Source organism: Asanoa sp. NPDC049475 (genome assembly GCF_040676915.1).
In the GTDB taxonomy this organism is placed as follows: domain Bacteria; phylum Actinomycetota; class Actinomycetes; order Mycobacteriales; family Micromonosporaceae; genus Asanoa.
Genome location: NZ_JBFAPY010000007.1, coordinates 368,446 through 388,465 on the forward strand (window position 1 = coordinate 368,446; position 20,020 = coordinate 388,465).

Sequence of the window (20,020 nt, forward strand, 5' to 3'; positions counted from 1 at the left end):
GTCCGGCAGGGCCAGTTCACCGGCATGCACGGCATCGCCCCGGTGCCCTCCTACGTCGTCATGCAGCCCACGACGTTGTGCAACCTCGACTGCGCGTACTGCTATCTCCCGTTTCGGTCCGCCGATCGGAAGATGCCCGTCGGCGTAGCCGCCGCCGTCGCCGGGCCTGTCAACCGATGGGCCCGCGACGGCCGCTTCTCGGTGGTCTGGCACGGCGGCGAGCCGCTGGCCGCGGGCCGGGAGCACTTCGCCGCCCTGCTCGCGCCGTTCGACCCGGCTGTCGAACACCACGTGCAGACCAACGCGACCCTGATCGACGACGCGTGGTGCGAGTTCTTCGCCGAGCACGAGATCCGGGTCAGCGTCAGCGTCGACGGGCCGCGCGACCGCAACGGCGACCGGGTGACCCGGGGCGGGCGCCCGGCCTACGACCGGATCGTGCGTGGCATCGAGACCCTCCGCGCGCACGGCATCGGCTTCTCCGCCCTGTGCGTGGTCTCCGACCCGGCGCCGGGCCGGGCGGCCGAGCTCTACGACTACTTTCTCGGGCTCGGCTGCGACGTGCTCGGCATCAACATCGAGGAGACCGAGGGCATCAACACCCGCGGCAACGCTCACCCGGCCGAGCAGGTCGTCGACTTCTGGGCGGAGCTGGTGGCGGCCTGGCGGCAGGATCCGCGGATCCACGTCCGCGAGATCGAGTGGTCGCTGCGCTACACCGAGGCGGTGCTCGCGGGCTCCGCCGACAGCGTGCTGCCCCGGCAGCTCGACCCGATCCCCACCGTGGCGTACGACGGCTCGGTGGTGCTGCTGTCTCCGGAGCTGGCTGGTTTCGAGGACCCTCGGCACGGCGACTTCAGCAGTGGCAACGTCCTCGCGACACCCCTTACCGAGATCATCGCCGGCGCGGCTCCTCGAACGCCCTGGATCGCCGAGTTCCTCGACGGTGTGGAGGCGTGCCGGGCGAGCTGCCCGTACTTCGGCTTCTGCGGCGGTGCACACGCGGCCAACCGCTACTTCGAACACGGCCGGTTCGACACGACCGAGACCGACCACTGCCGCAACAGCAAGATCCGCCTACTGGAAGGGGTGTTGCAGCATGCCCGAGACCACCAGCCTTCGGCCGTCTGACCAGCTTGAAAGCGGTGCCGGCGCCGAAGACGACGCCGACGACCTCACGGAACGGGTCGCCGGTGCCCGGGCAGGGCTGATCGCATTGTTGTCCGAGGCGGAGCAGGCACGCAGGTCCCGCGCCGAGGCGGCCGATCCGGCCGGAGGTGCGGTGTGCGCCTGGAACCACTTCGAGAACATCCCGACGTTCTACAACTGGAACAACCGCCCCCGCTGAAGCACCGAGCGGCCCGCTGACCCCTTGGACACGGGCGAGCACGCGGTGTGACCCGCGTGCTCGTTGGTGACCTGGGGGTCAGCGGGAGCGAGACGACCAGTTGTTGGAAGCGTCGTCTACTGCGTTGTCGTCCTCGTCTTCGTCGTCGACTTGGCTGTTGCCAAAGTCGTCGTCGAAGTCGTGGTCCGACTTGCCGCTGCCGCCGAGTTCTCGCTGCAACGCGGCGAGGTCGGTGTTCGGGGAGTGATACTTCAACTCCCGGGCCACCTTCGTCTGCTTGGCCTTAGCACGGCCGCGCCCCATGGCTCGACCCCCTCGCACAGAATTCGGGGCAGCACGAAGGCGGGCCCCGATGACGTCAGGCATCTCTCGTGGCTCTTACGGTACATGGGGATGGCCAGGTTCGACACCTCGGGTTGCCCGGTGCGGCCGGCGCGTCGATCACGTTTTTGATCAGCCCGATCTTGGACGGCCGTATCGCCCACCGACGGGCGGTCGGCGATACGGCCGGTAAGGGGCGCTCAGGTCAGCGCAGGTGGATGGTCCGCAGCCGCCCGATCTCGGCCATCCGGCGCTCTGCCAGGCGATCCGCGGCCACCGCCGGCGGCACGCCCTCGGCCTCGGCGAGCTGGAGGATTTCGCGCGTGGTGTCGTAAATCCGCGTCGCGCGAAGTTTCGCCCGCTCGAAGTTGAAGCCCTCGATCTCGTCTGCGACCTGGATCACACCGCCGGCGTTGACCACGTAGTCGGGGGTGTAGAGGATCCCGCGGTCGGCGAGCTGCTTCTCGATGCCGGGGTGGGCGAGCTGGTTGTTCGCCGCCCCAGTGACGATCTTGGCGCGCAGCGCGGGCACCGTGTCGTCGTTGAGGGCACCGCCGAGCGCGCAGGGTGCGTACACGTCGATGTCGGCCGTAATCATGGCGGTCGCGTCGTCGACCACGTCCACCTGGGGGTAGGTGGCGCGGACCCACTCGAGCGCCCGCTCGCTGACGTCCGTCGCCACGACGCTAGCGCCGTCCTCGATCAGGTGAGCGGTGAGGTGCTTGCCGACCTTGCCCAGGCCGGCCACGCCGACCCGACGCCCGGCCAGGGTCGGGCTGCCCCAGACGTGCTCGGCCGCGGCCCGCATGCCCTGGAACACGCCCCAGGCGGTGAGCACGGACGAGTCGCCGGCGCCGCCGTGCTCGACGCTGCGGCCGGTCACGAAGGTGGTCTCCCGGGCCACCAGGTCCATGTCGGCCACGTAGGTGCCGACGTCGCACGCGGTGTAGTAGCGGCCGCCGAGGGACTGGACGAACCGCCCGTACGCCCGCAGCAGGCTCTCGCTCTTGTCCTTCTCGGGGTCGCCCCAGATGACGGCCTTGCCGCCGCCCAGGTCCAGCCCGGCCAGAGCGTTCTTGTACGCCATGCCGCGCGAGAGCTCCAGCACGTCGTGCAGGGCGTCGGCCTCGTTGGCGTACGGGTAGAAGCGGGTGCCGCCGAGCGCGGGGCCCAGCGCGGTCGAGTAGATGCCGATGATCGCCTTCAGGCCGCTCTGCTTGTCCTGGCAGAAGACGACCTGTTCGTGGCCGGTGGAGTCCGATTCTTCCGTGCTGGCGAATACGCCCATCGCTGCTCCTGTGTCCGACGTGCGTCCTCGTGGGGCGCACGCATGCTGGGTCAGACCGGCGGGGTGGTGCAGGTCTCTGCGCACGACGATATTCCCGTTGGCAACCTCGTGCGGACGCGCGTCACCTGTCGTTACGGACGGGACCCGATTCGTGGGAGGATCGCGCCGTGCCGTCGCTGTTCGCTTCCTACCTGCGCGTCTACGAGCCACTGACCGCATTCGATCGCGAACGTCAGGTCTTCTGGCGCCGCTACGTGCGGGAAGGCCGGGCCGTCGCGCCGCAGGAGGGTCCGGTCCGCCAGCGCACCGCCGTGATCGAGGGGCTGGGTGCCGGCTGGACCCGGCTGCCCGACCTGCCCGAAGAGGCCTATGTGCTGGAGGCCGACGACACACTGCTGGTCTGCCCCTGGAACCTGCGGCTGCGGGTCGCCGAGGCCGCGCTCAGCGCACGCGACGGTGTGCCCTCGGTGATCGCCGACGCGTTCGTGCCGCCGGTGCTGGCCGGCCAGGCGCGCGCGGTGGTCGACGACTGGCGCAGTGGGGCGCGGGTGCTGGAGCACGGCGTGCCTCGGGTGCACGAGCAGATCGCCACCTGGGGCGTGCCGCTGCGGTGGTTCGTCTTCGTCGACCTCGGCGAGCGCGACCTGGTGCTGCGGGAGGGTCGCCGGTCACTGCGCTACCGCACCGAGATCTCCAAGGCCCGCCGCCGCGCCTCCCGGGCGCTGTCCGTTCTGCGCAAGTCGGTCGGCGACGCACCGATCACCGAGGCGGTCGAAGAAGGCGCCCGGTGGCTCGAGGAGTTCCACCCGCGTTCGGTGGTCGAGCTCGACTACGGCGGGCTCGTGGATCTTCTCTCCGACACCATCCTGGAGGAGGACGACTCGCCCGGTCTGGTCGCTGCCGGACTGGCCGCTTTGTCCCGTGGTGATGCTGATGAGGCCACAGAGGTCTATGAGAACTTGGTCACTCGTTGGCGCGCGATCCAGCTCCTCGAACGGTGTAATTAGGGTGCAAATTGGTGGACTTGAATGAGGTAACCTCGTGTTTTCCTGAACACGAACGGTGACGTAGAGTCCAAATAAGGCGGTTTCTGGCATATAAAATCGCCATAAATCGGTCATTGCTCATCCGTCCATCCAGGGACGTTCGGCCGTTCGGCCCATGTCGGACATCGGGGACTAGCCGGACCATGAGAGACGCGTCGGCCGGCGGGACCCCGGCCGATGTCTATAGGTACCTGTGGAGGAGTGACCGATGGCATCGCGTACGCACGAACCCGAGCCGCTACTCACGCCGGCAGAGGTCGCGTCGATGTTCCGTGTCGACCCGAAGACGGTGACCCGGTGGGCGAAGGCCGGAAAGCTCAGCGCGATTCGCACGCTGGGCGGCCACCGCCGCTACCGTGAATCCGAGGTTCGCGCCCTGCTGCAGGGGCAAATTCCCCAGCAGCGCCAGGGCGACTGACCGACCCCCCGGTCGAACGATCGTCGGACAGGGGCGGGAGCCACACGTATCCGTGTGGGTCCCGCCCCTGATGCGTTCCTAAGAACAGCGGCGGGAGCCACACGTCAACCGTGTGGGTCCCGCCCCTGAGGCGTTCCTGACAACAGCGGCGGGAGCCACACGCATCCGTGAGGGTCCGGCCCCTGATGCGTTTCTGAGAGCAGCGGCGGGAGCCACACGTCAACCGTGTGGGTCCGGCCCCTGATGCGTGTCTAAGGTCAGGGCGTGCAACCGGAACAACCCCTTGTCGGTGACGCGTTCGGCGAGCTCGTTCGCGACGCGCTCGCCGTGGCCACTGGGGTCGGACCACGGCCGTTGGCCGGTGGGCGGCTTCCCCGACCCGTCATCGAGATCATCGAGCGGGACGACGGCCTGATCAACGGCGCGCCCGCCGCTCCGTACCTCGATCCGCCGGAGCTCTGGCCGGACCACGACCATCGAGCCCTTTCCCGGGTACGCGGTCGCGTGCTCGACATCGGCGTCGGCGCCGGCCGGATCGCCCTCGAGCTCCAGCGCCGTGGCGTCGACGTGACGGGGCTGGACGTGTCCGCCGGTGCCATCGAGGTGAGCCGCCGGCGCGGGGTGCGTGACCTGGTGCTCGGCACCGTCGCCGAGCACGCGGTGACCGCCGGGCCGACGTACGACACCTTCCTGCTCCTCGGCAACAACCTGGGCCTGATCGGCGGCGCGGACCAGGCGCCGGGCTTCCTCGCCGCGCTGGCCGCGCTGGCCCGACCCGGCGCCCAGCTGATCGCGCACGGCACCGATCCGTACAACACCACCGATCCGGTGCACACCGCCTACCACCGGCTCAACCGGTCACGGGGTCGGTTGGGTGGTCAGTTGCGGCTGCGGGTGCGCTACCGGGAGCTGGCCACCGACTGGTTCGACTACCTGGTCTGCTCGGTCGACGAGCTGCGCGGGCTGATCGCCGGCACGCCGTGGCGTCTTGCGGACATCGACGACGCGGACACCCCTTACTACCTGGCGACGCTGGAGCTGGCCGCCTCCGGGTAAAGGCGAACAAACCTCGGAAATACGACTTGTCCGTCGGTAGCGTGCCTAGCTATGAGGGTGGCACGCGGCACGCTGCTGCGGAACCTCGCCGGCAGCATCGGGGTCCTGAGCACCGTGGCCGGGCTGGCGTTCGGGTTGCCCGCGATCGACCGTGCCCTTCCAGCCGCGCGTCCGGTCGACTCCGGGCCGTACCTCGTCGGTGGTGGAGTGACCGTCACCCCACCCCCGGGCGCCCGGCTCGACGTCACCCTGACCCGCCCGCGGGACACCCGCGGCACTGCGGTCTTCCTGGTCGGCACGGTCCGCTACGTGATCGTGGTGGCGCCGTTCGACGGCTCGCTCGCCGACGCCACCCAGCGGCTGCGCGACAAGATCACTCGGGGGCACCAGATCACCGGGAAGGAGTCCCCGACCCGCACCGCCACCGGCCTCGACGGTGTCCAGGGCACCTACGCGGCATCCGGCCGAGGCGGTCGTTACCTCGTCTTCCTGGCCGGCGACGTGGCCATCGAGGTGACGGTGGCCGGCAGCGCGCCGGCGTTGCGGGCCGCACTGGGGGCGATCGAGGCGAGCACGCGGACGATCGCGTACCGCGGCGGCACCCCGTGACACCGGTGCACCCCACGCCGGAGTGGGCGCACCCCGGCAAGTCACTCCTGTTGCCGGCGTTCTGGGTGGTGCTGATGCTGATCGCCGGCGGCGCCGTGCGGCTCGGCCTGTTCGTGCGCGAGTCGTTCGCGGCGTATCCCACCGCCACCCTGCTCGCGCTCGTGCTGTTCGGGCTGTACGCGGTGCCGTTCTGCGTCTTCGTGGCCGCCCTCGACTACCTGGAGCGCGAACCACCGCTGCTGCTGGCCACGGCGTTCGCCTGGGGCGGCCTGGTCGCCACCTCGATCTCGATCCGGGGAAATGCCGCCGTGCACAACCTGATGGCCAAGCTGGCCTCCCCGGGCCTGGCCGCCGAGTGGGGCTCCGCGCTGGCCGGCCCGACGGTAGAGGAGATCGCCAAGGCCCTGGGCATCGTCGCGATCGTGCTGGTAGCCCGAGCCCAGGTCAACAGCGTCCTGGACGGCGTCGTGTACGGGTCGCTGGTCGGCCTCGGATTCCAGGTCGTCGAGGACGTGGTCTACGCGGTCAACGCGGTGGCGGTGGCGGGCCAGGGCGATCAGGTCGCCCCGGTGGTCGCCACGTTCCTGCTGCGCGGCTTCCTGGCGGGCCTGTGGAGCCACACCCTGTTCGGCGCGCTGGCCGGTGCGGGCATCGGCTACCTGGCGGTCCGCACGGACCGCCCGCTGCTGATCCGAGTGTCGGTAGCGGTACTCGCGGTCCTGGGCGCCATGGGCATCCACTTCCTGTGGAACTCCCCGCTCCTGAGCCTGGGCGGCGGCGCGGGCATCTTCGGCGACCTGTTCGTCAAGGGCATCCCGCCGCTGTTGATGATCCTTTTCCTGGTACGGGGGGTGCGCCACCGCGAGGCCGATTACTACATGGCGCAGCTGGCGGCGCTGGGCGACCGCCGGATCGCGACCGAGGAAGAGTTGCGGGTGCTCGCTCAAGGCCATCTGCGGGCGGGCGCCCGGCGGCACGCGCACGGTAGGTGCGGGGTGAAGGGCCGACGGGCGGTGAGCCGGCTGCAACGCGCCCAGGCCCGGCTGGCGGTGGAGCTCAGCCGAGCAAGCGGAGTCAACGTGCCCGGCCTACGCATCAACCCATCGGTTTCGCCAGGCCCGGCCGTCCTGACTGACTCGGACGTCCCGCCGGCTGACACGGTGGTCCCGATTGACCCATATGCCTCGGCTGCTGCGGAGGCTTCGGGCGACCCGGTGGTCCCTGTTGACCCCTTTGCCCCGGCGGCCCCGGCAACTTCGGTCGGCACCTCTGACCCGGCGATCTCCGCGACCTCGGCTGGCATGCCGGTCGCGGCTGGTCCCCCTCCCACTGCGGTGGCGGTCGGGGTTGCGCGGGTCGCGGCCGCGCCCGTTCAGGCTCGGGTGCTCGGCGGTCCGGCCGCCGTCCGGTGGCGTGACCGGGTTCTGGTCGAGCGCGGCCGGATGTTGGCCCTCGGTCACCCCGAAGCCACCGCACCTTTGACCCGCAACGGCAGCGTGCGCCGGGTGGTCGGTGGCATCGCGGTCTTCCTCACCGCCATGGTCACGGTCGGTCTGGCCCTGATCGCCCTCGGGGCCTCCTGACCAACGCCGCGGTCACGGCCGGATGGCGTGCTCCGTCACGTCGCCGAGTGGGGTGAAGCCCAGACGCTCGTACACCGTCACCGCGTCGAGGGCGGCTTGGAGGATCGCCGTGTGGCAGTCCTCGTCCGCAGCCAGGGTGAGGCCGAAACCGAGAAGCGCGTTCGCCCAACCCTGTCGGCGGTGGGACGCGAGCGTGCAGACGTTGTAGAAGCCGGCCACACCGGAGCGGAGACAGAGCTCTGCGGCCGCCACCGCGCGGCCGTCCTCGTAGCCCACCAGGTAGCGGGCCGGGCTGTCCGCGGCGAGGGCCCACGGCGCCGTCCGGGCGAAGAACTCCACCACGGTCTGCGAGGGCGGCGACCAGTTCGCCGCGACCACCGACGCCCATTCGGCCAACTCCACCGGTGTCGAGACGACCCGCACCGCGCGGTCAACCGGGCGCGGACCGGGCCGGCACCACATGGCCAGCTCGCGCTCGCCGACCGGCAGGCCGGCGGCCAGCAGCCGGTCCGACAGGCCGGCCGGCGTCGAGCTCGGGCCGACCCACCAGGTGAACGGGCGACTGGTCGACCGCACCAGCGCCAAGGTCTCCGCGACGCGGGCCTCCGCGTCCCCACCGAAGCGGGCCGCAGCCACGATGTTGAACGTGTCGTCGGGCAGCCCGCTGTCGCAGACCAGCACGTCGCCCGACGCGAGCACGCGCATGCCGGGCGCGGACCGATGCAGGTGGGACGCGTGCCACGCGAGGTTGTCGTCGACCGCCCGCGCCACGTTCACGGCAGGGCGTCGCGGGTGTGGGTGCCGACGTGGGACCCGCCGCCCAGGTCCGCGGTGGTGCCGGCCGCATAGCCTGACGCGCCGCCGTCGCCCGACAGTCGGCGGGGCCGGGCCAGCCGGGCCGTCGGATACGCCTCGTCCCGCCGGCGTTCGACCGCGCCCGAGCGGTCCAACAGGACCAGGTCCATCGACGGTACGGCGGACGACGCCGCCGACTCGGCCGCGCGCAGCCGGGTGGTGATCGCCGCTGCGAACCCAGCCAGCCACGAGCGCCGGAACGCCGCCGGGTGCTGGCCCCAGGGCACCGGCGCGGCCGCCAGGCCGTGCGCCGCCTGCACCAGCAACGACGTGTAGAGCAGCTCCGCCCGGGTGACGTCGCTGTCGAAGCCGAACAGGTGCACCGCGATGGACCCCGCTCGTGAGAGCCGCACCGTGCGGCAGCGCAGCGGGATGGCGACGCCGACGAGCAGCCCGGCCTTGTCCGTGGCGTACGGCGCCGGCACCTCGATCATGCGGTCCACCACCGGGTCGCGGGCCGGGTCCCGCATGGCCAGCAGCGCCTGGTCGACGCCGTACTTGGCGATCAGCTCCGTCGCCTTCGCCGTCAGGGCCTCGGCCTCGGCCGGCGAGCACGCCGGGTCCTCGGCCTTGGCCAGCAGCTTGCGCACCTTGTCAAGCACGAGGTCAAGAGATAGCACATCTCCGGAAACGACTGCCCGACATCGATATCAATCAGTATTGTAGGTCCGCCAACCCGGATGAGAGATCCACGATGGAGGCCAAAGAGCATGCTGACCCGGATCGCCCGTACCCTCTTGGCTCTCGCCACCATGGCCACCCTCGGCGTCGTTACCGCCGCACCGGCCCGGGCCGAGCCCAGTGGCGACCTGGCCGCGGCCGCCACCTGCTACGGCGGGTTCGTGCGCAAGTCCCTGCCGCGCGGTGGCAGCGGCTTCGACGCCGGGCCGTACACGACCTCGACCCGCTGCGTCGACATCAACGTCCGCAACGCCAGCGTCTACCCGTTCAAGGTCTGCGTGATCTTCGTGAGCGTCGGCACCTGCAACTACTGGACCAGCGTCCCCACCGGCGGAGCCTGGCGGGTCGCCGCCACCAACGTGCGCGACAACACGCGCTTCTACGTGCGGGTGGTGCTGGCCGAGTACAAGTACGAGCCGCTGGTGATCGACACGGCCTACTGAGTGCGGCGGCGGAGCGTGGCGACGGCCGAGCCGGCCAGCGTCAGCAGGCACTCCGGCAGTTGACCGTCCTCCAGCGCGGCGCCGAACAGCGCTTCGCCGGTCGACGCGTCGCTGTTGGCGTACGCGCTGACGAACCGGGCCACCCAGCGCGTGTCGTACCCGGCGTCCTCGATGTCGGGGAAGTCGAGCGTCCAGCGGCCGACGGGCACGCTGTCACCGACCATCGTCGCGGCCAAACACCAGGCGACGTCGTAGGCGCCGACCACGCCGGCCCGGTCGACCACCGCGTCGAAGGCGTTGGCGACCGCGTCGCTGTCGCCGTCGAGCGCGAGCCGCAACACCTGCGCGGCGTCGTCGACCGCATCCGGGGGAACCTCGACCACGGGCGAACTCTACGACCCGGCGTCAACCTCACCAAGGCGCTGCAAAGCGGATCACCTTGCCGGGCGCAACAGGCAGGTGAGCCGTGCGGTGCAGACCCGGTCACCGGCATCGTCGGTGATAACGATTTCGTAGGTGGCCACCCCGTGCCCGCGGTGGGCCGGCGTCGCGACACCGGTGATCACGCCGTCCCGCACCGCCTTGTGGTGGGTGGCGCTGATGTCGACACCGAGGGCGAGTGGGCGGCCGACGGTCTGCCCGTGCAGAGCGGCCCCGAAAGAGCCCAGCGTCTCCGCCAGCACGCATGACGCACCGCCGTGCAGCAGGCCGTACGGCTGCGTGTTGCCGTCGACCGGCATGGTGGCGACCACCCGCTCCGGACTCAGCTCGGTGAGCTTGATGCCCATCCGCTCAGCGAGCGCGCCGGCACCGTGGTCGAGGATTGATGATGTTGACACACCGTTACGTTACCCGTCGATATAACGGGTTCCGTCAGGCGCTATCCCACATTTCGGCCTCGGCACGCTACTGTGCCCTGGACTTCAGGGGAGGAAGGACGGACACCCCCATGCTCGTCTCCCGCGGAGCGCGCCACTTGGCCATCGCCACGTGCGCCGCCCTCGTGCTGACCATCGCCGCGTGTGGCAAGGACGCGCCGCCGCCGGAGGCTGCCGACACCGTGGCCAACCCGGCCAGGCTGTACGGCACCGACGGCAACATGATCAACTCTTTCGGCGATGAGTTCAAAGACCAGGCGGGCATGCTCGCCGGGATGAAGGGGACCACCCCGCTCACGCGACTGTCCGACGACTTCAAGGCGCGGCTCAAGGCGCTGCGGCCCAGCCTGCCGGACTTCTCGTACGCGGGTGAGACCTACGACGCGATCGTCATCAGCGCGCTCGCGGCGGAGCAGGCCAAGACCAACGCGCCGAGCGAGATCGCCAACCAGATCAACTCGGTCACCACCGGCGGCACCGAGTGCGACACCGCCAAGGCCTGCCTGGCGCTCGCCCGCGCCGGCACCGACCTCCAGTACCGCGGCGTCTCGTTGACCCGCGGCGGGTTCACCGACGCCGGCGAGCCGTCGACGGCGAGCTACGCGACGCTGCACTTCGGCGCGACCGACAAGCTCGACGACGCCAAGACGGAGTACGTCGGCGCGGGTGACGAGTCGGCCACGACGACGAAGAAGCCGCCGGCGGGCGGATCCACTGACGGCGGCAAGGACGCCGAGCTCAAGATCGGTGGCCTGCTGCCGGAGACCGGTGACCTCTCCATCGCGTACCCGCCGATGGAGGCGGCCGCCGCGCTGGCGATCAAGGAGATCAACGCGGCCGGCGGAGTGTTCGACAAGGACGTCACCTGGGTTCCCGGCGACGACGGCACGAACCCCGACGTCGCGAAGGCGACGGTGACCAAGCACATCAACGCCGGGGTCAGCGTGATCATCGGCGCGGGCGCCTCGAGCATCTCCCGCGCGGTGCTGCCCGAGGTGGTCAAGGCCGGCCTGGTGCTCTTCTCGCCCTGCAACACCGACGCCGGGCTGAGCACGATCGACGACAAGGGGCTCTACTTCCGCACCGCGCCGTCCGACATCCTGCAGGGGCGCGCGCTGGCCGACGTCATCCTCCGCGACGGCCCACACAAGATCACGATCGTGGCTCGCAACGACTCGTACGGCACCGGTCTGCAGGGCAACGTCAAGTCCGAACTGGAGCGTGCCGGCTTCCCGGTCGACATGATCCAGACGGTGACGTACGAGCCGCCGACCCCCGCCGCGCCCGACATCGACTTCACCGCGGGCGCCAACCAGATCAAGAGCGGCGGTCCGGACGGCGTCCTCGTGATCGGCTTCGGCGAGTCGGCTCAGATCATCAAGGCGCTCGTCAAAGCGGGCATGGAGATTCGTCACTGACCACCTGGCACGTTTCCGGGAGCCGCGGCCGGTGCGCCGGCCATAGTTTCAGGGCATGAGCGAGTGGGACTCTTCGTACCTGGCCAGTGACCAGGGCGCCACGGACGGCTTCGGCAGCAACGACGACCCGGCCGGGTTCACGGCCGGGTCGTCGATCGTTGAGCTCGACGTCGACGGTGGCCAGCGCTTCATCACGGACTTCGACGGCGACGGCTACGCCGACCTGGTCGCACTCGACGGCGACCACGACGGCGTGATCGAGACGGCCTACAGCGACAGCGACGGCGACGGTCGGCTCGACACGACCATGCGCGACTACGACGAAGACGGCGTGGCCGACCAACTGCTCCAGGACGTCAACGGTGACGGTCGGACCGACGTGTACGCCAGCGACCACAACAACGACGGCCGGGTCGACGCCGTCTCCTTCGACACGAACTTCGACGGTCGAACGGACGCCTGGGTACGGGACACGAACTACGACGGCATCCCCGACACGACCACGACGAGCTCGAACCCGTACGCGACGAACTGAGCGTCGAGTCGCGGTGCGGGCTTCGTGGTCGTAGGTTGTGCCGGAGCAGACACCCCGTATCCCGCGAGGAGATCCGATGAGCGAGTCCGAGGAGGTCGTCGAGACCCGCGGCGACCAGCACGTCGAGCTGATGACGGCCGACGCCAACAACGACGGCAAGACCGACGTGTGGGTGGTCGACACCGACGGCGACGGCAAGCCCGACCTGTTCCAGTTCGACACGGACGGCGACGGCAAGCCCGACGTCACGATGGTCGACCTCGACGAGGACGGCACCCCGGACGCGGTCGTCGACGGCGACGGCGGCCACCCGCCGTCGGCCGCCTGAGATCACTGGCCCGCCCATGCGGATGGGCGGGCCTCAGGTTTGTTTCGCCGCCGACAACGTCGCGTCGAGCAGGTCGCCGTCGTCGGGCGGCGCGATCGTGCGCAGGTCCAGCAGGCACCGGCCCGCGGAGACCCGGCCCACGACCGGAGGCTCACCCGCGCGGAGCACCGCCGCGTACGCCGTGGGCAAGCTCAGCGCCACGCTCGGCAGCACCACGCCCGGCGCACCGCCTCCGCCCACCGTCGACCCGGTGTCGACCACCTCGACGTCCACGCCGGCGTCCGCGAGGGTCGCGGCGAGCCGCCGGGCTCGCTCCCGCAACGCCGTCACCGGGGTGCGTAGCGCGGCCGTGGTCGGCGGCAGCGGCCCTCGCACGGTGGCCTCCAGCGCGGCCAGGGTCAGCTTGTCTACCCGCAACGCGCGGGCCAGCGGATGCCGGGCCATCCGGGTGACCAGGTCGGCGCGGCCGAACACCAGCCCGGCCTGCGGGCCGCCGAGCAGCTTGTCGGCGCTCGCGGTGACCAGGGCGGCGCCTGCGGCCAACGCCGAGGCGGCGTCCGGCTCGTCCGGCAGCAGCGGCTCGGGTGCCATCAACCCGGAGCCGATGTCGTAGACCACCGGCACGTCCAGCGTCGCGAGCTCGGCCAGGCCCGGCGCCGACGTGAAGCCCGTGACCTGGTAGTTCGACGGGTGCAGCCGCATCACCAGCGCGGTGTCCGGGCCGATCGCGTCGGCGTAGTCGCCGAGGCGCGTGCGGTTGGTGGTGCCGACCTCGCGGAGGACAGCACCGGCGGCGGTCAGCAGCTCTGGAATGCGGAAGCCGTCGCCGATCTCGATGAGCTCACCGCGGCTGACCACCACCTCGCGGCCGGCGGCCAGGGCGAACACGGTCAGCGCCAGCGCGGCCGCGTTGTTGTTGACGACGTGCACGGCCTGCGCGCCGGGGACCGCCGCGCGCAGTGCGCCGAGGACCTCGGCACCGCGCTTGGCGCGTACCCCGGTTGCCAGGTCGAACTCGACGTCCGTGTAGCCCGCGGCGTCGGTCACGGCGGCCACCGCGGCCGGCGACAACGCGGAGCGCCCGAGGTTGGTGTGCACGATGACGCCGGTCGCGTTGAGCACGCGGCGCAGCGTCGCGGCGGACGCGGGCAGCGCGGCGACGGCCACGTCCGCGGCGGCGTGCGCCGGCAACCGGCCCGAGCGCACCTCGTCGAGCGCCCGGGACACCGCGGCGCGAACAAGCGCCGGCCCGAGCCGCTCGGCGGCCGCGACCAGCCGCGGATCGGCGAGAAGAGCATCGACCCGCGGCGTCGCGCGGCGTGGATCGGTCATCGCACCCCCGGTACGGGTGGCAGTTTGGCGGAGGCGTACGGGAATCGAACCCGCCTGACCCGGATGCCGGATCACGCCGGTTTTGAAGACCGGAAGGGCCACCAGGCGCCCACTCGCCTCCGGCGCGACTATAAGCGACTGGCAGGCCCAAGGCACGGCAAACGGCGACCGGCGGTTCAGCGTGGGGGTGGGGCCTGCCCTACTGGCGATCGTCGGGCTCACCGGCTGCCATCTGGACAGACAGCTTCATAGGGTCGCAGGAAGGTCATCGAACACGAATCCTGCCGATTCTGGAGGTCGTCGCATGAGCTTCTCCGTCGAAGACTCGTCCGTCGGAAGTCGAGTGCCGGCCGCGACACCCTCCCGGATCGTCGACGTCGACGCGTTGCGCGCCGTGGCACTGCTGTTCATTCTGATCGTCAACGTTGCCTTCTTCGCCTCCGGCCACGCCTTCCACCTGGTCCCGGATCCCGCGTACGACTCGTGGGGTGACCAGGCGGTCCGGTGGCTGGTCGAGCTGCTCTTCACGATGAAGGCGTACCTGCTCTTCTCGTTCCTCTTCGGCTACAGCTTCACGCTCCAGCTCGATTCGGCCGCGCGCCGCGGCGTTGACATAGCCCCACGGTTCCTGCGGCGGCTGGCCGGGCTCTTCGTGCTCGGCATCCTGCACGCGGTGCTGTTGTTCCAGGGCGACATCCTGGCCACGTACGCGTTGCTCGGTCTGGTCCTGCTCGCCATGCGGAAAGTCCGCGTCGCGACCGCGCTGCGCGCCGCCGTGCTGCTGACCGCCGGGATCGGTTTCGTCCTCGCGCTTGCCGCCACGGGCGGGATCCAGTTGGTCACCGATCCGGCGGCGGCACTCGCGGCGGGGCAGCGGTCCACCGAGGCCCTCCAGGGCGGGATCGGCTCAGTGGTCGCCGAGCACGTCCGCCAACTGCCGGCGATGCTCGGCACGCTGGTCGTGCAGGGGCCGCTCGCCCTCTCGGCCTTCCTGTTCGGTTACGCCGCCGGCCGGCGCCGCATGCTCACCGATGTCGCCGGGAACCGGCAGCTTCTGCGCCGGGTGCAGCGGCTGGGCTATCCGATCGGCCTGGCCGGTGCGGTGATCTTCGCGTCAGGCGGGGGCACCGCCAACCTGACCGGCCTGACGGCGGGCGTGCTCACCGCACCGCTGCTGGCCGCCGCGTACGCCGCCACCCTGCTCCAGTTCTTCCAGACCGAGCGGGGGCGGCGAGTCGTCGCGGTGCTCGCTCCGGCCGGCCGGATGTCCCTTTCGAACTATCTGGGCCAGTCGCTGCTCTGCGTGCTGGTCTTCACCGGCGTCGGGCTGGGCCTGGCTGGTGCCGTCGCACCCGCGGTCGTCGTCCTGATCGCGGTCGCGATCTACTGCGTGCAGGTCGCGGCCAGCGCGGCGTGGATGGCCCGGTTCCGGTACGGCCCGATGGAGTGGCTGTTGCGGGCCTGGACCGAGCGGCGATGGCCACGGTTGCGGGCCACAGACCCGGCATGACCGGGCGGGAGCCAGAGAAAGCAAAACGCCCACCGACGCGTTGCCGCTGGTGGACGCTGCTGTAGCCCGGCGAAAGGCTATGTGGCCAGGGGCGGGGTCGAACCGCCGACCTTCCGATTTTCAGTACTACGCCGGCGGTCCGGCCCCGCCCTCCCGTGTCCCGCAAGCAGGGCTGACGTGCGGATGCGCGCACCTCGGTCCGGATGAGGTCGCGTCTCTCCGTTCAGGTCCGGCGCCGTTCCCTGACACCGCACTGACAGTCGCGAGGGCGCCTACCGGCTGTCGAGTGGAGGCCGCTTGGGTAGAGCGACGCCGGCCTCACGGCAGTACCAACGCATGAACTGGCGGAGCAGGGTGGACCGGTCTGGTTCCGCTAACTCGCCGAACCGACTCCATAGGGCCTCATCGCAGCGCAGTCGCTTGAGCGGTGTCTTGGGCTGATTCGGCATAGGGACCCCTTCTGTTTGCACGCGCGGGCGACCCTACGGGGTCATTGGTCAAGCCTCCCGACGCAGTCCCACCACCGGCAAACCGGGCCTGTGGCGTCAGAGGCAGCTCAGGTACGCGGCAGGACCCAACAGCGGACCATCGCCGACAGCAAGCGGGCAGTACCCGCGAACCGTTGCGCTACAACGATTCCAGGCTAGATGTGACCGGGCTTGTGGCGGTCGGTTGCTGTACCTTGCTGCTGTGCTGCATAGCGATGGTGGATGCAGCACAGGGTCACAACGAGCGCGGAGGGCGACATGTCGAATCGGAATGGTTCCGTGGGCGATCTGCTACGCGGTGCACTGCTAGGCGGTGTAAGAAGAGTCGTAAACGATCGTGAGAACGATGCATTTGCCCACGGGTTCGAGGAAGCAGCCGGAATCTGCTTGGGTCTTCTCTCAAAGAGCATCGAGGGTCTGATGGACCAAATCAAGTCGGGCAAGTTTCTGTCCGATCAGGAGCAGTTTTTGCTACTAAGACTGAACGAAATGAAATCCGAAACAGAGGGACACTTGCGCGATTTTTGGGACAGCGTGGCCACGGACGAAGAGAGCGTGGGTCGTTCAGAGGTGCGCGGAGAGATCATGTAGCGGCGTTCTATGTACGCTCGAGAGTCGGTGGCCGTGGGCTGCGCGAACCTACGATAGGACGCGCTTTGTATGCGCGATTCTGAACTCATTATCGTGCGATTTGAACTCGTTACGGGTCGCTAAAACTTCTCGGCGTGCGATATGGGAGTGCAGCCTGTCGCTTTCGAACGCCTCGGGCGTGAAGTCGCCGGGTGTGGAAACTAGCACAACATAAACCAACCTCAGTTTTGCGAACCACCCGACAAAGTCTGCCTCACTCACCCGCTTGCGGCGATTGATGCGATTCTTCTGCCAGTCGAGGTAATAGGATTTAAGCGTGCTCAGGTCGGAAGCAAGATCCTGTCGTATGACATCGCCTGCCACGGATATTTGAGAACACGCGTCCCGCATTTTCGCGTCAAAGCCGTCCTTGACGTGAATGACGTACAAAATGCCGTTCGCCTCGTCAACCCGAAGTAGGTCAAACAGCTCCACGTTTCCACGATTGCTCCACGCAAAGATTTTGTCGCCGAAGTAGAATCCTTCTCGCCCGGCTTGTCGCTTGTTGAACTCACCTTCGGTGGCGTCGCGCCACGGAATTATTGGCAGCTCAGGCCCGAGAAGGATGGGGGTGTTCGTAAAGAACACCTCGTTTACAAAATCTTTCTTTAGGTTGGCGAGGAAGTCGCCCTGAATCCGGTACCACACTTTATCAAGATAAAAATAGGTTTGGCCGTCGTGGTCGACCTGCCCGTGTAGGAATTTGTGCATTTCCTTGCTTACCCGAGGTGCATCCTCGTCGGGCCCGGTAGCGTAGCGCAAATGGACTGACTCTATCTTCTCTGCAAATGCTGCGGGGTCGGAGACGTATTGTGAGAGGTTCAGGCGAATAGCCTCCAACAGGTCGTCCTTATCCGGGGGATCTCCAGTCAGAGTCCAATAGCCCAACTTGAAATCCCAGCCGGCGTAGTAGCGGGCTACGTCATCGGGATCGCAAACATCGAAGTCGAATTCGACATCGTCACGGGCGGCCTGCCGGAGATTCTCTATCAGTTGTGCCTTAAGTTCTTCGCGTAAAGAGGAGCTTCTTACCTGGTATAGATTGTCTAGAAAGGAAAGCTCTCGCAACTGGTCTGGTGTCGGCGCCTCCAGGCCCTCTATCTCGCGAGCCAACGAAACCAGTTGTGACAAGTCGAGGCTTTTACGCAGCACAAGCGACGACTTAATTTCGACTGTGGGTGGCCGGTTCGGATCGATTATCTGACGCAGGTAGCTATCTTCTGGTAGTAGCGCGCTGTTGAGGCGTCCAACAAGTCGCTTCCAAATTTTGCCAAAGGACTCGCTGCTGCGAATTGACTGAGCCCGGCGGTACGTCTCCATACGGCTCGTCGTGGCGCCGGTGAGTGTCCGGATGTCAGCGGCCCGAAAGTTATTGGCAACGAGTCTCTTCGCCGTGTCGAACGGAAACCCGTAGTCCACGTAATCTTCGAAGACCCGATAACCGAAGCCTCCAGTGACCGCGAAGAGATTGCTGGCGGTGTCGATAAAAAGGCACGAGTCTACGGCCGTCCCGTGAAACTTCTTGCGATCTCGTGGCGACGCGAGATACTGACCTACAAACGAGTAAAGCCCGTGACCTTCCCGCTTACGCAAGTAGAGCCGCAGCTCAATTCCGTTAAACGGCTGAGACATCTCGATTCGTTGAAGGGGTGGGTGCTCTTCGGGCTCAAGGCGCGAGAGACGGGCATAACGACGCACGATCTCCGACAGACGGGCGCCTGTTCGCTCGCCCTCCTCTACCTCAATCTTCCAGAGGCCACTGTTAGATCTCTTCTCGCTCATATGCCCTCCGCTCGGCAAGCGCATTGGAGTTGGCCAAAGAACGTCAAAACGTTGCGGACACTGGCGTTCCCAAAGCCTCTTGGCCGGAGAATACGCGACGACCGCTCGGAGGGCATTCACTCGTTCGTGTAGGCATCTGCTGCGCGCTGGGCGTGTCGAGGTAGCCGAAAGTCATGAGTCGAAGACGGCCGGTCTCCATGTCGGCTTTCTCGTCAAACGACGGCGGCTGAATGTGTCGAGGCAGTCAGGAAAGCGACCTAGCAGGCTGCGCGCGCCGCCCTAGACGCGGCAAGCCGGGCTGCCGGAGGCTCTCGCTGGGCCTGGGTCGCGGCTCCAACGTTGACGAAACCGAGCTCTGTATTCGCCGGTAACGGTGAGCTAAGGACACGACGGCGCACGAGTGGCGTTTTGAGCTAGTTCACCTCTCACAGCGCAGAACGTGCTGCGAGCGTGGGAGCGGCCCAGATCGTGTGATCTTGAAGAGGGCGCAGACCGACCGCGGGTCAGACGCGATTGCCGGTGTGGCCGGCGACGTCGTCGTAACCGGGCGGCTTACAGGAGAGCACCGCTGACTCAACCTGGAGATGTCGGTAGACGAACCGCACGAGCGGTCACTTGCCGAGTCCTACGGCGATCTCGGGGAGCACTGCCGAGAGTCGCGCACCAATCGTGGACATTAGTCGGTCGACCGCGCCACCCTCTTCTAGGGCAGCTGCCGGCGCAAGGTCGAGGGCGTAGTGGGACATCGACCGAGCGTCGGTCGCTATCACCCTCCAGACACCTAGCTGGTTCGGGCTCTCATCCGCTGAGACGTCCAGATCCAGAACGTAGATCCATGCTGGTGGCCGCTCGCTCATCGCTGCTTGGTCAGACTCACCCAACTGCCAGGTACCGTCCGGTCTTTCAACGAGGTCCGGCGCCGCCAGATGGCGCTGCCAGGAATCCCAAACTGGACGAGGGATCGCAAACACGCAACCAGCCGAGTGCGGGTGCGCGCCGATCTGAAACTTGAACATCATCTGATAGAAAGTCCGCTTGAAAACGTTGGCAATGTTCGGGCCCTCCATTCCTTCAGAGAGCCAGTCCGGCCGCTGCCGTAGGGTGTCATGGAAGTCGTCGCGGTGCAGCCTTAATCCATCGCGAAGATTCGCCACGGCATGACGGTAGCTACCGTGGTAGTCCATGGTTTGGACCTCGAAGATTCCATAGCGCCCGAGCCGGAGACCGCCTTGGCCGTCGGGGAGAACTTCGACCATGGTTGAGTCGAAACTGAACTCAGGCGACCGCGGTGTCGGTGACAGTGTGATCTCGCCGCCTAATTTCGTTTGGAAGTAGGCGATCCCTGGAATTCCAGCCTGGATCGATGCTTTGAATTCCTCTCGTCGAGCGGCATCACTCAGCACGGGGACGGGCACGATCGCAACGTCAGAGTCTGGCGGGTAACCGAACAGCCTGACGACGACATCTTCGA

At 68.1% G+C, this 20,020-nt stretch carries 22 protein-coding genes and 1 tRNA gene; 13 read left to right on the forward strand and 10 right to left on the reverse strand.

Features of this window, described 5'->3' with window-relative positions; all coding sequences use genetic code 11:
* Positions 1 to 24 precede the first annotated feature (24 nt).
* Positions 25 to 1,131: a cyclophane-forming radical SAM peptide maturase AmcB gene (gene amcB, locus AB0J88_RS29010; RefSeq protein WP_364350980.1), complete on the forward strand. Its 1,107-nt coding sequence runs from the start codon at positions 25 to 27 to the stop codon at positions 1,129 to 1,131.
* A complete protein-coding gene (amcA, locus tag AB0J88_RS29015) occupies positions 1,100 to 1,348 on the forward strand; it encodes a multiple cyclophane-containing RiPP AmcA (RefSeq protein WP_364350070.1) in 249 nt (82 codons plus the stop codon). Before amcB ends, amcA begins: the two co-directional genes overlap by 32 nt.
* A 78-nt stretch (positions 1,349 to 1,426) precedes the next feature.
* Here the strand turns inward: amcA and AB0J88_RS29020 are convergent, their stop codons facing one another.
* On the reverse strand, positions 1,427 to 1,651 hold the full coding sequence (locus AB0J88_RS29020; RefSeq protein WP_364350067.1) for a DUF3073 domain-containing protein: 225 nt from the start codon (positions 1,649 to 1,651) through the stop codon (positions 1,427 to 1,429).
* Positions 1,652 to 1,874: 223 nt separating this feature from the next.
* Positions 1,875 to 2,957, reverse strand: coding sequence for a Glu/Leu/Phe/Val dehydrogenase dimerization domain-containing protein (locus tag AB0J88_RS29025; RefSeq protein ID WP_364350064.1), 1,083 nt, complete (start codon positions 2,955 to 2,957; stop codon positions 1,875 to 1,877).
* A 167-nt stretch (positions 2,958 to 3,124) separates the two neighbouring features.
* Here AB0J88_RS29025 and AB0J88_RS29030 point away from each other — a divergent pair, with 167 nt between their 5' ends.
* From AB0J88_RS29030 to AB0J88_RS29050, 5 genes are all read left to right on the forward strand, one after another.
* Positions 3,125 to 3,964 carry a hypothetical protein gene (locus AB0J88_RS29030; RefSeq protein ID WP_364350061.1) on the forward strand — a complete coding sequence of 280 codons (840 nt, stop codon included), beginning with the start codon at positions 3,125 to 3,127 and terminating at the stop codon, positions 3,962 to 3,964.
* A 247-nt stretch (positions 3,965 to 4,211) separates the two neighbouring features.
* Positions 4,212 to 4,421, forward strand: coding sequence for a BldC family transcriptional regulator (locus AB0J88_RS29035; protein ID WP_007073996.1), 210 nt, complete (start codon positions 4,212 to 4,214; stop codon positions 4,419 to 4,421).
* Positions 4,422 to 4,685: 264 nt separating this feature from the next.
* A complete protein-coding gene (locus AB0J88_RS29040) occupies positions 4,686 to 5,477 on the forward strand; it encodes a class I SAM-dependent methyltransferase (RefSeq protein ID WP_364350058.1) in 792 nt (263 codons plus the stop codon).
* Positions 5,478 to 5,528: 51 nt separating this feature from the next.
* Complete coding sequence (locus AB0J88_RS29045) at positions 5,529 to 6,086, forward strand: hypothetical protein (RefSeq protein WP_364350055.1); 558 nt, start codon at positions 5,529 to 5,531, stop codon at positions 6,084 to 6,086.
* On the forward strand, positions 6,083 to 7,669 hold the full coding sequence (locus AB0J88_RS29050) for a PrsW family glutamic-type intramembrane protease (protein ID WP_364350052.1): 1,587 nt from the start codon (positions 6,083 to 6,085) through the stop codon (positions 7,667 to 7,669). The genes AB0J88_RS29045 and AB0J88_RS29050 overlap by 4 nt, the downstream gene beginning before the upstream one ends.
* 12 nt (positions 7,670 to 7,681) lie before the next feature.
* On the opposite strand, the gene AB0J88_RS29055 is transcribed toward AB0J88_RS29050, so the two are convergent.
* Together AB0J88_RS29055 and AB0J88_RS29060 are read right to left on the reverse strand one after the other, a co-directional pair.
* Positions 7,682 to 8,446, reverse strand: coding sequence for a GNAT family N-acetyltransferase (locus tag AB0J88_RS29055; RefSeq protein WP_364350049.1), 765 nt, complete (start codon positions 8,444 to 8,446; stop codon positions 7,682 to 7,684).
* Positions 8,443 to 9,126, reverse strand: coding sequence for a DUF2786 domain-containing protein (locus AB0J88_RS29060; protein ID WP_364350046.1), 684 nt, complete (start codon positions 9,124 to 9,126; stop codon positions 8,443 to 8,445). Before AB0J88_RS29060 ends, AB0J88_RS29055 begins: the two co-directional genes overlap by 4 nt.
* A 108-nt stretch (positions 9,127 to 9,234) precedes the next feature.
* Between AB0J88_RS29060 and AB0J88_RS29065 the strand changes: the two genes are divergently transcribed.
* Positions 9,235 to 9,648, forward strand: coding sequence for a hypothetical protein (locus AB0J88_RS29065; protein ID WP_364350043.1), 414 nt, complete (start codon positions 9,235 to 9,237; stop codon positions 9,646 to 9,648).
* Here the strand turns inward: AB0J88_RS29065 and AB0J88_RS29070 are convergent.
* Together AB0J88_RS29070 and AB0J88_RS29075 are read right to left on the reverse strand one after the other, a co-directional pair.
* Entirely contained in the window at positions 9,642 to 10,031 is a 390-nt protein-coding gene (locus AB0J88_RS29070; RefSeq protein WP_364350040.1) for a hypothetical protein, read from the reverse strand. The genes AB0J88_RS29065 and AB0J88_RS29070 overlap by 7 nt on opposite strands.
* 51 nt (positions 10,032 to 10,082) lie before the next feature.
* A complete protein-coding gene (locus AB0J88_RS29075) occupies positions 10,083 to 10,487 on the reverse strand; it encodes a hotdog fold thioesterase (RefSeq protein WP_364350037.1) in 405 nt (134 codons plus the stop codon).
* A 110-nt stretch (positions 10,488 to 10,597) separates the two neighbouring features.
* Here AB0J88_RS29075 and AB0J88_RS29080 point away from each other — a divergent pair, with 110 nt between their 5' ends.
* The 3 genes from AB0J88_RS29080 (at position 10,598) to AB0J88_RS29090 (ending at position 12,807) form a co-directional block, all read left to right on the forward strand.
* A complete protein-coding gene (locus AB0J88_RS29080) occupies positions 10,598 to 11,944 on the forward strand; it encodes an ABC transporter substrate-binding protein (RefSeq protein ID WP_364350034.1) in 1,347 nt (448 codons plus the stop codon).
* A gap of 55 nt (positions 11,945 to 11,999) precedes the next feature.
* Positions 12,000 to 12,479, forward strand: coding sequence for a hypothetical protein (locus AB0J88_RS29085; RefSeq protein WP_364350032.1), 480 nt, complete (start codon positions 12,000 to 12,002; stop codon positions 12,477 to 12,479).
* A gap of 76 nt (positions 12,480 to 12,555) precedes the next feature.
* Positions 12,556 to 12,807, forward strand: a complete 252-nt coding sequence (locus AB0J88_RS29090) for a hypothetical protein (RefSeq protein WP_364350029.1) — start codon at positions 12,556 to 12,558, stop codon at positions 12,805 to 12,807.
* Between the two features lie 33 nt (positions 12,808 to 12,840).
* Here AB0J88_RS29090 and selA read toward each other — a convergent pair whose 3' ends face one another.
* Positions 12,841 to 14,139, reverse strand: coding sequence for an L-seryl-tRNA(Sec) selenium transferase (gene selA / locus AB0J88_RS29095; protein ID WP_364350026.1), 1,299 nt, complete (start codon positions 14,137 to 14,139; stop codon positions 12,841 to 12,843).
* A gap of 25 nt (positions 14,140 to 14,164) precedes the next feature.
* A tRNA-Sec gene (locus tag AB0J88_RS29100) sits at positions 14,165 to 14,260 on the reverse strand.
* Positions 14,261 to 14,443: 183 nt separating this feature from the next.
* Between AB0J88_RS29100 and AB0J88_RS29105 the strand changes: the two genes are divergently transcribed.
* Entirely contained in the window at positions 14,444 to 15,649 is a 1,206-nt protein-coding gene (locus AB0J88_RS29105) for a DUF418 domain-containing protein (RefSeq protein WP_364350023.1), read from the forward strand.
* Positions 15,650 to 16,416: 767 nt separating this feature from the next.
* Complete coding sequence (locus AB0J88_RS29110; protein WP_364350020.1) at positions 16,417 to 16,728, forward strand: hypothetical protein; 312 nt, start codon at positions 16,417 to 16,419, stop codon at positions 16,726 to 16,728.
* A gap of 48 nt (positions 16,729 to 16,776) precedes the next feature.
* Here AB0J88_RS29110 and AB0J88_RS29115 read toward each other — a convergent pair whose 3' ends face one another.
* Positions 16,777 to 18,549 carry a DUF6119 family protein gene (locus AB0J88_RS29115; RefSeq protein ID WP_364350017.1) on the reverse strand — a complete coding sequence of 591 codons (1,773 nt, stop codon included), beginning with the start codon at positions 18,547 to 18,549 and terminating at the stop codon, positions 16,777 to 16,779.
* A gap of 611 nt (positions 18,550 to 19,160) precedes the next feature.
* A complete protein-coding gene (locus AB0J88_RS29120) occupies positions 19,161 to 19,964 on the reverse strand; it encodes a hypothetical protein (RefSeq protein WP_364350014.1) in 804 nt (267 codons plus the stop codon).
* Positions 19,965 to 20,020: the final 56 nt, after the last annotated feature.

Coding starts and splice junctions, on each gene's coding strand:
- AB0J88_RS29115 (WP_364350017.1), bottom strand. CDS start 18,549: ATGAGCGAGAAGAGATCTAACAGTGGCCTCTGGAAGATTGAGGTAGAG.
- AB0J88_RS29105 (WP_364350023.1), top strand. CDS start 14,444: ATGAGCTTCTCCGTCGAAGACTCGTCCGTCGGAAGTCGAGTGCCGGCC.
- selA (WP_364350026.1), bottom strand. CDS start 14,139: ATGACCGATCCACGCCGCGCGACGCCGCGGGTCGATGCTCTTCTCGCC.
- AB0J88_RS29025 (WP_364350064.1), bottom strand. CDS start 2,957: ATGGGCGTATTCGCCAGCACGGAAGAATCGGACTCCACCGGCCACGAA.
- AB0J88_RS29080 (WP_364350034.1), top strand. CDS start 10,598: ATGCTCGTCTCCCGCGGAGCGCGCCACTTGGCCATCGCCACGTGCGCC.
- amcB (WP_364350980.1), top strand. CDS start 25: ATGCACGGCATCGCCCCGGTGCCCTCCTACGTCGTCATGCAGCCCACG.
- AB0J88_RS29045 (WP_364350055.1), top strand. CDS start 5,529: ATGAGGGTGGCACGCGGCACGCTGCTGCGGAACCTCGCCGGCAGCATC.
- AB0J88_RS29020 (WP_364350067.1), bottom strand. CDS start 1,651: ATGGGGCGCGGCCGTGCTAAGGCCAAGCAGACGAAGGTGGCCCGGGAG.
- AB0J88_RS29085 (WP_364350032.1), top strand. CDS start 12,000: ATGAGCGAGTGGGACTCTTCGTACCTGGCCAGTGACCAGGGCGCCACG.
- AB0J88_RS29065 (WP_364350043.1), top strand. CDS start 9,235: ATGCTGACCCGGATCGCCCGTACCCTCTTGGCTCTCGCCACCATGGCC.
- AB0J88_RS29090 (WP_364350029.1), top strand. CDS start 12,556: ATGAGCGAGTCCGAGGAGGTCGTCGAGACCCGCGGCGACCAGCACGTC.
- AB0J88_RS29035 (WP_007073996.1), top strand. CDS start 4,212: ATGGCATCGCGTACGCACGAACCCGAGCCGCTACTCACGCCGGCAGAG.
- amcA (WP_364350070.1), top strand. CDS start 1,100: ATGCCCGAGACCACCAGCCTTCGGCCGTCTGACCAGCTTGAAAGCGGT.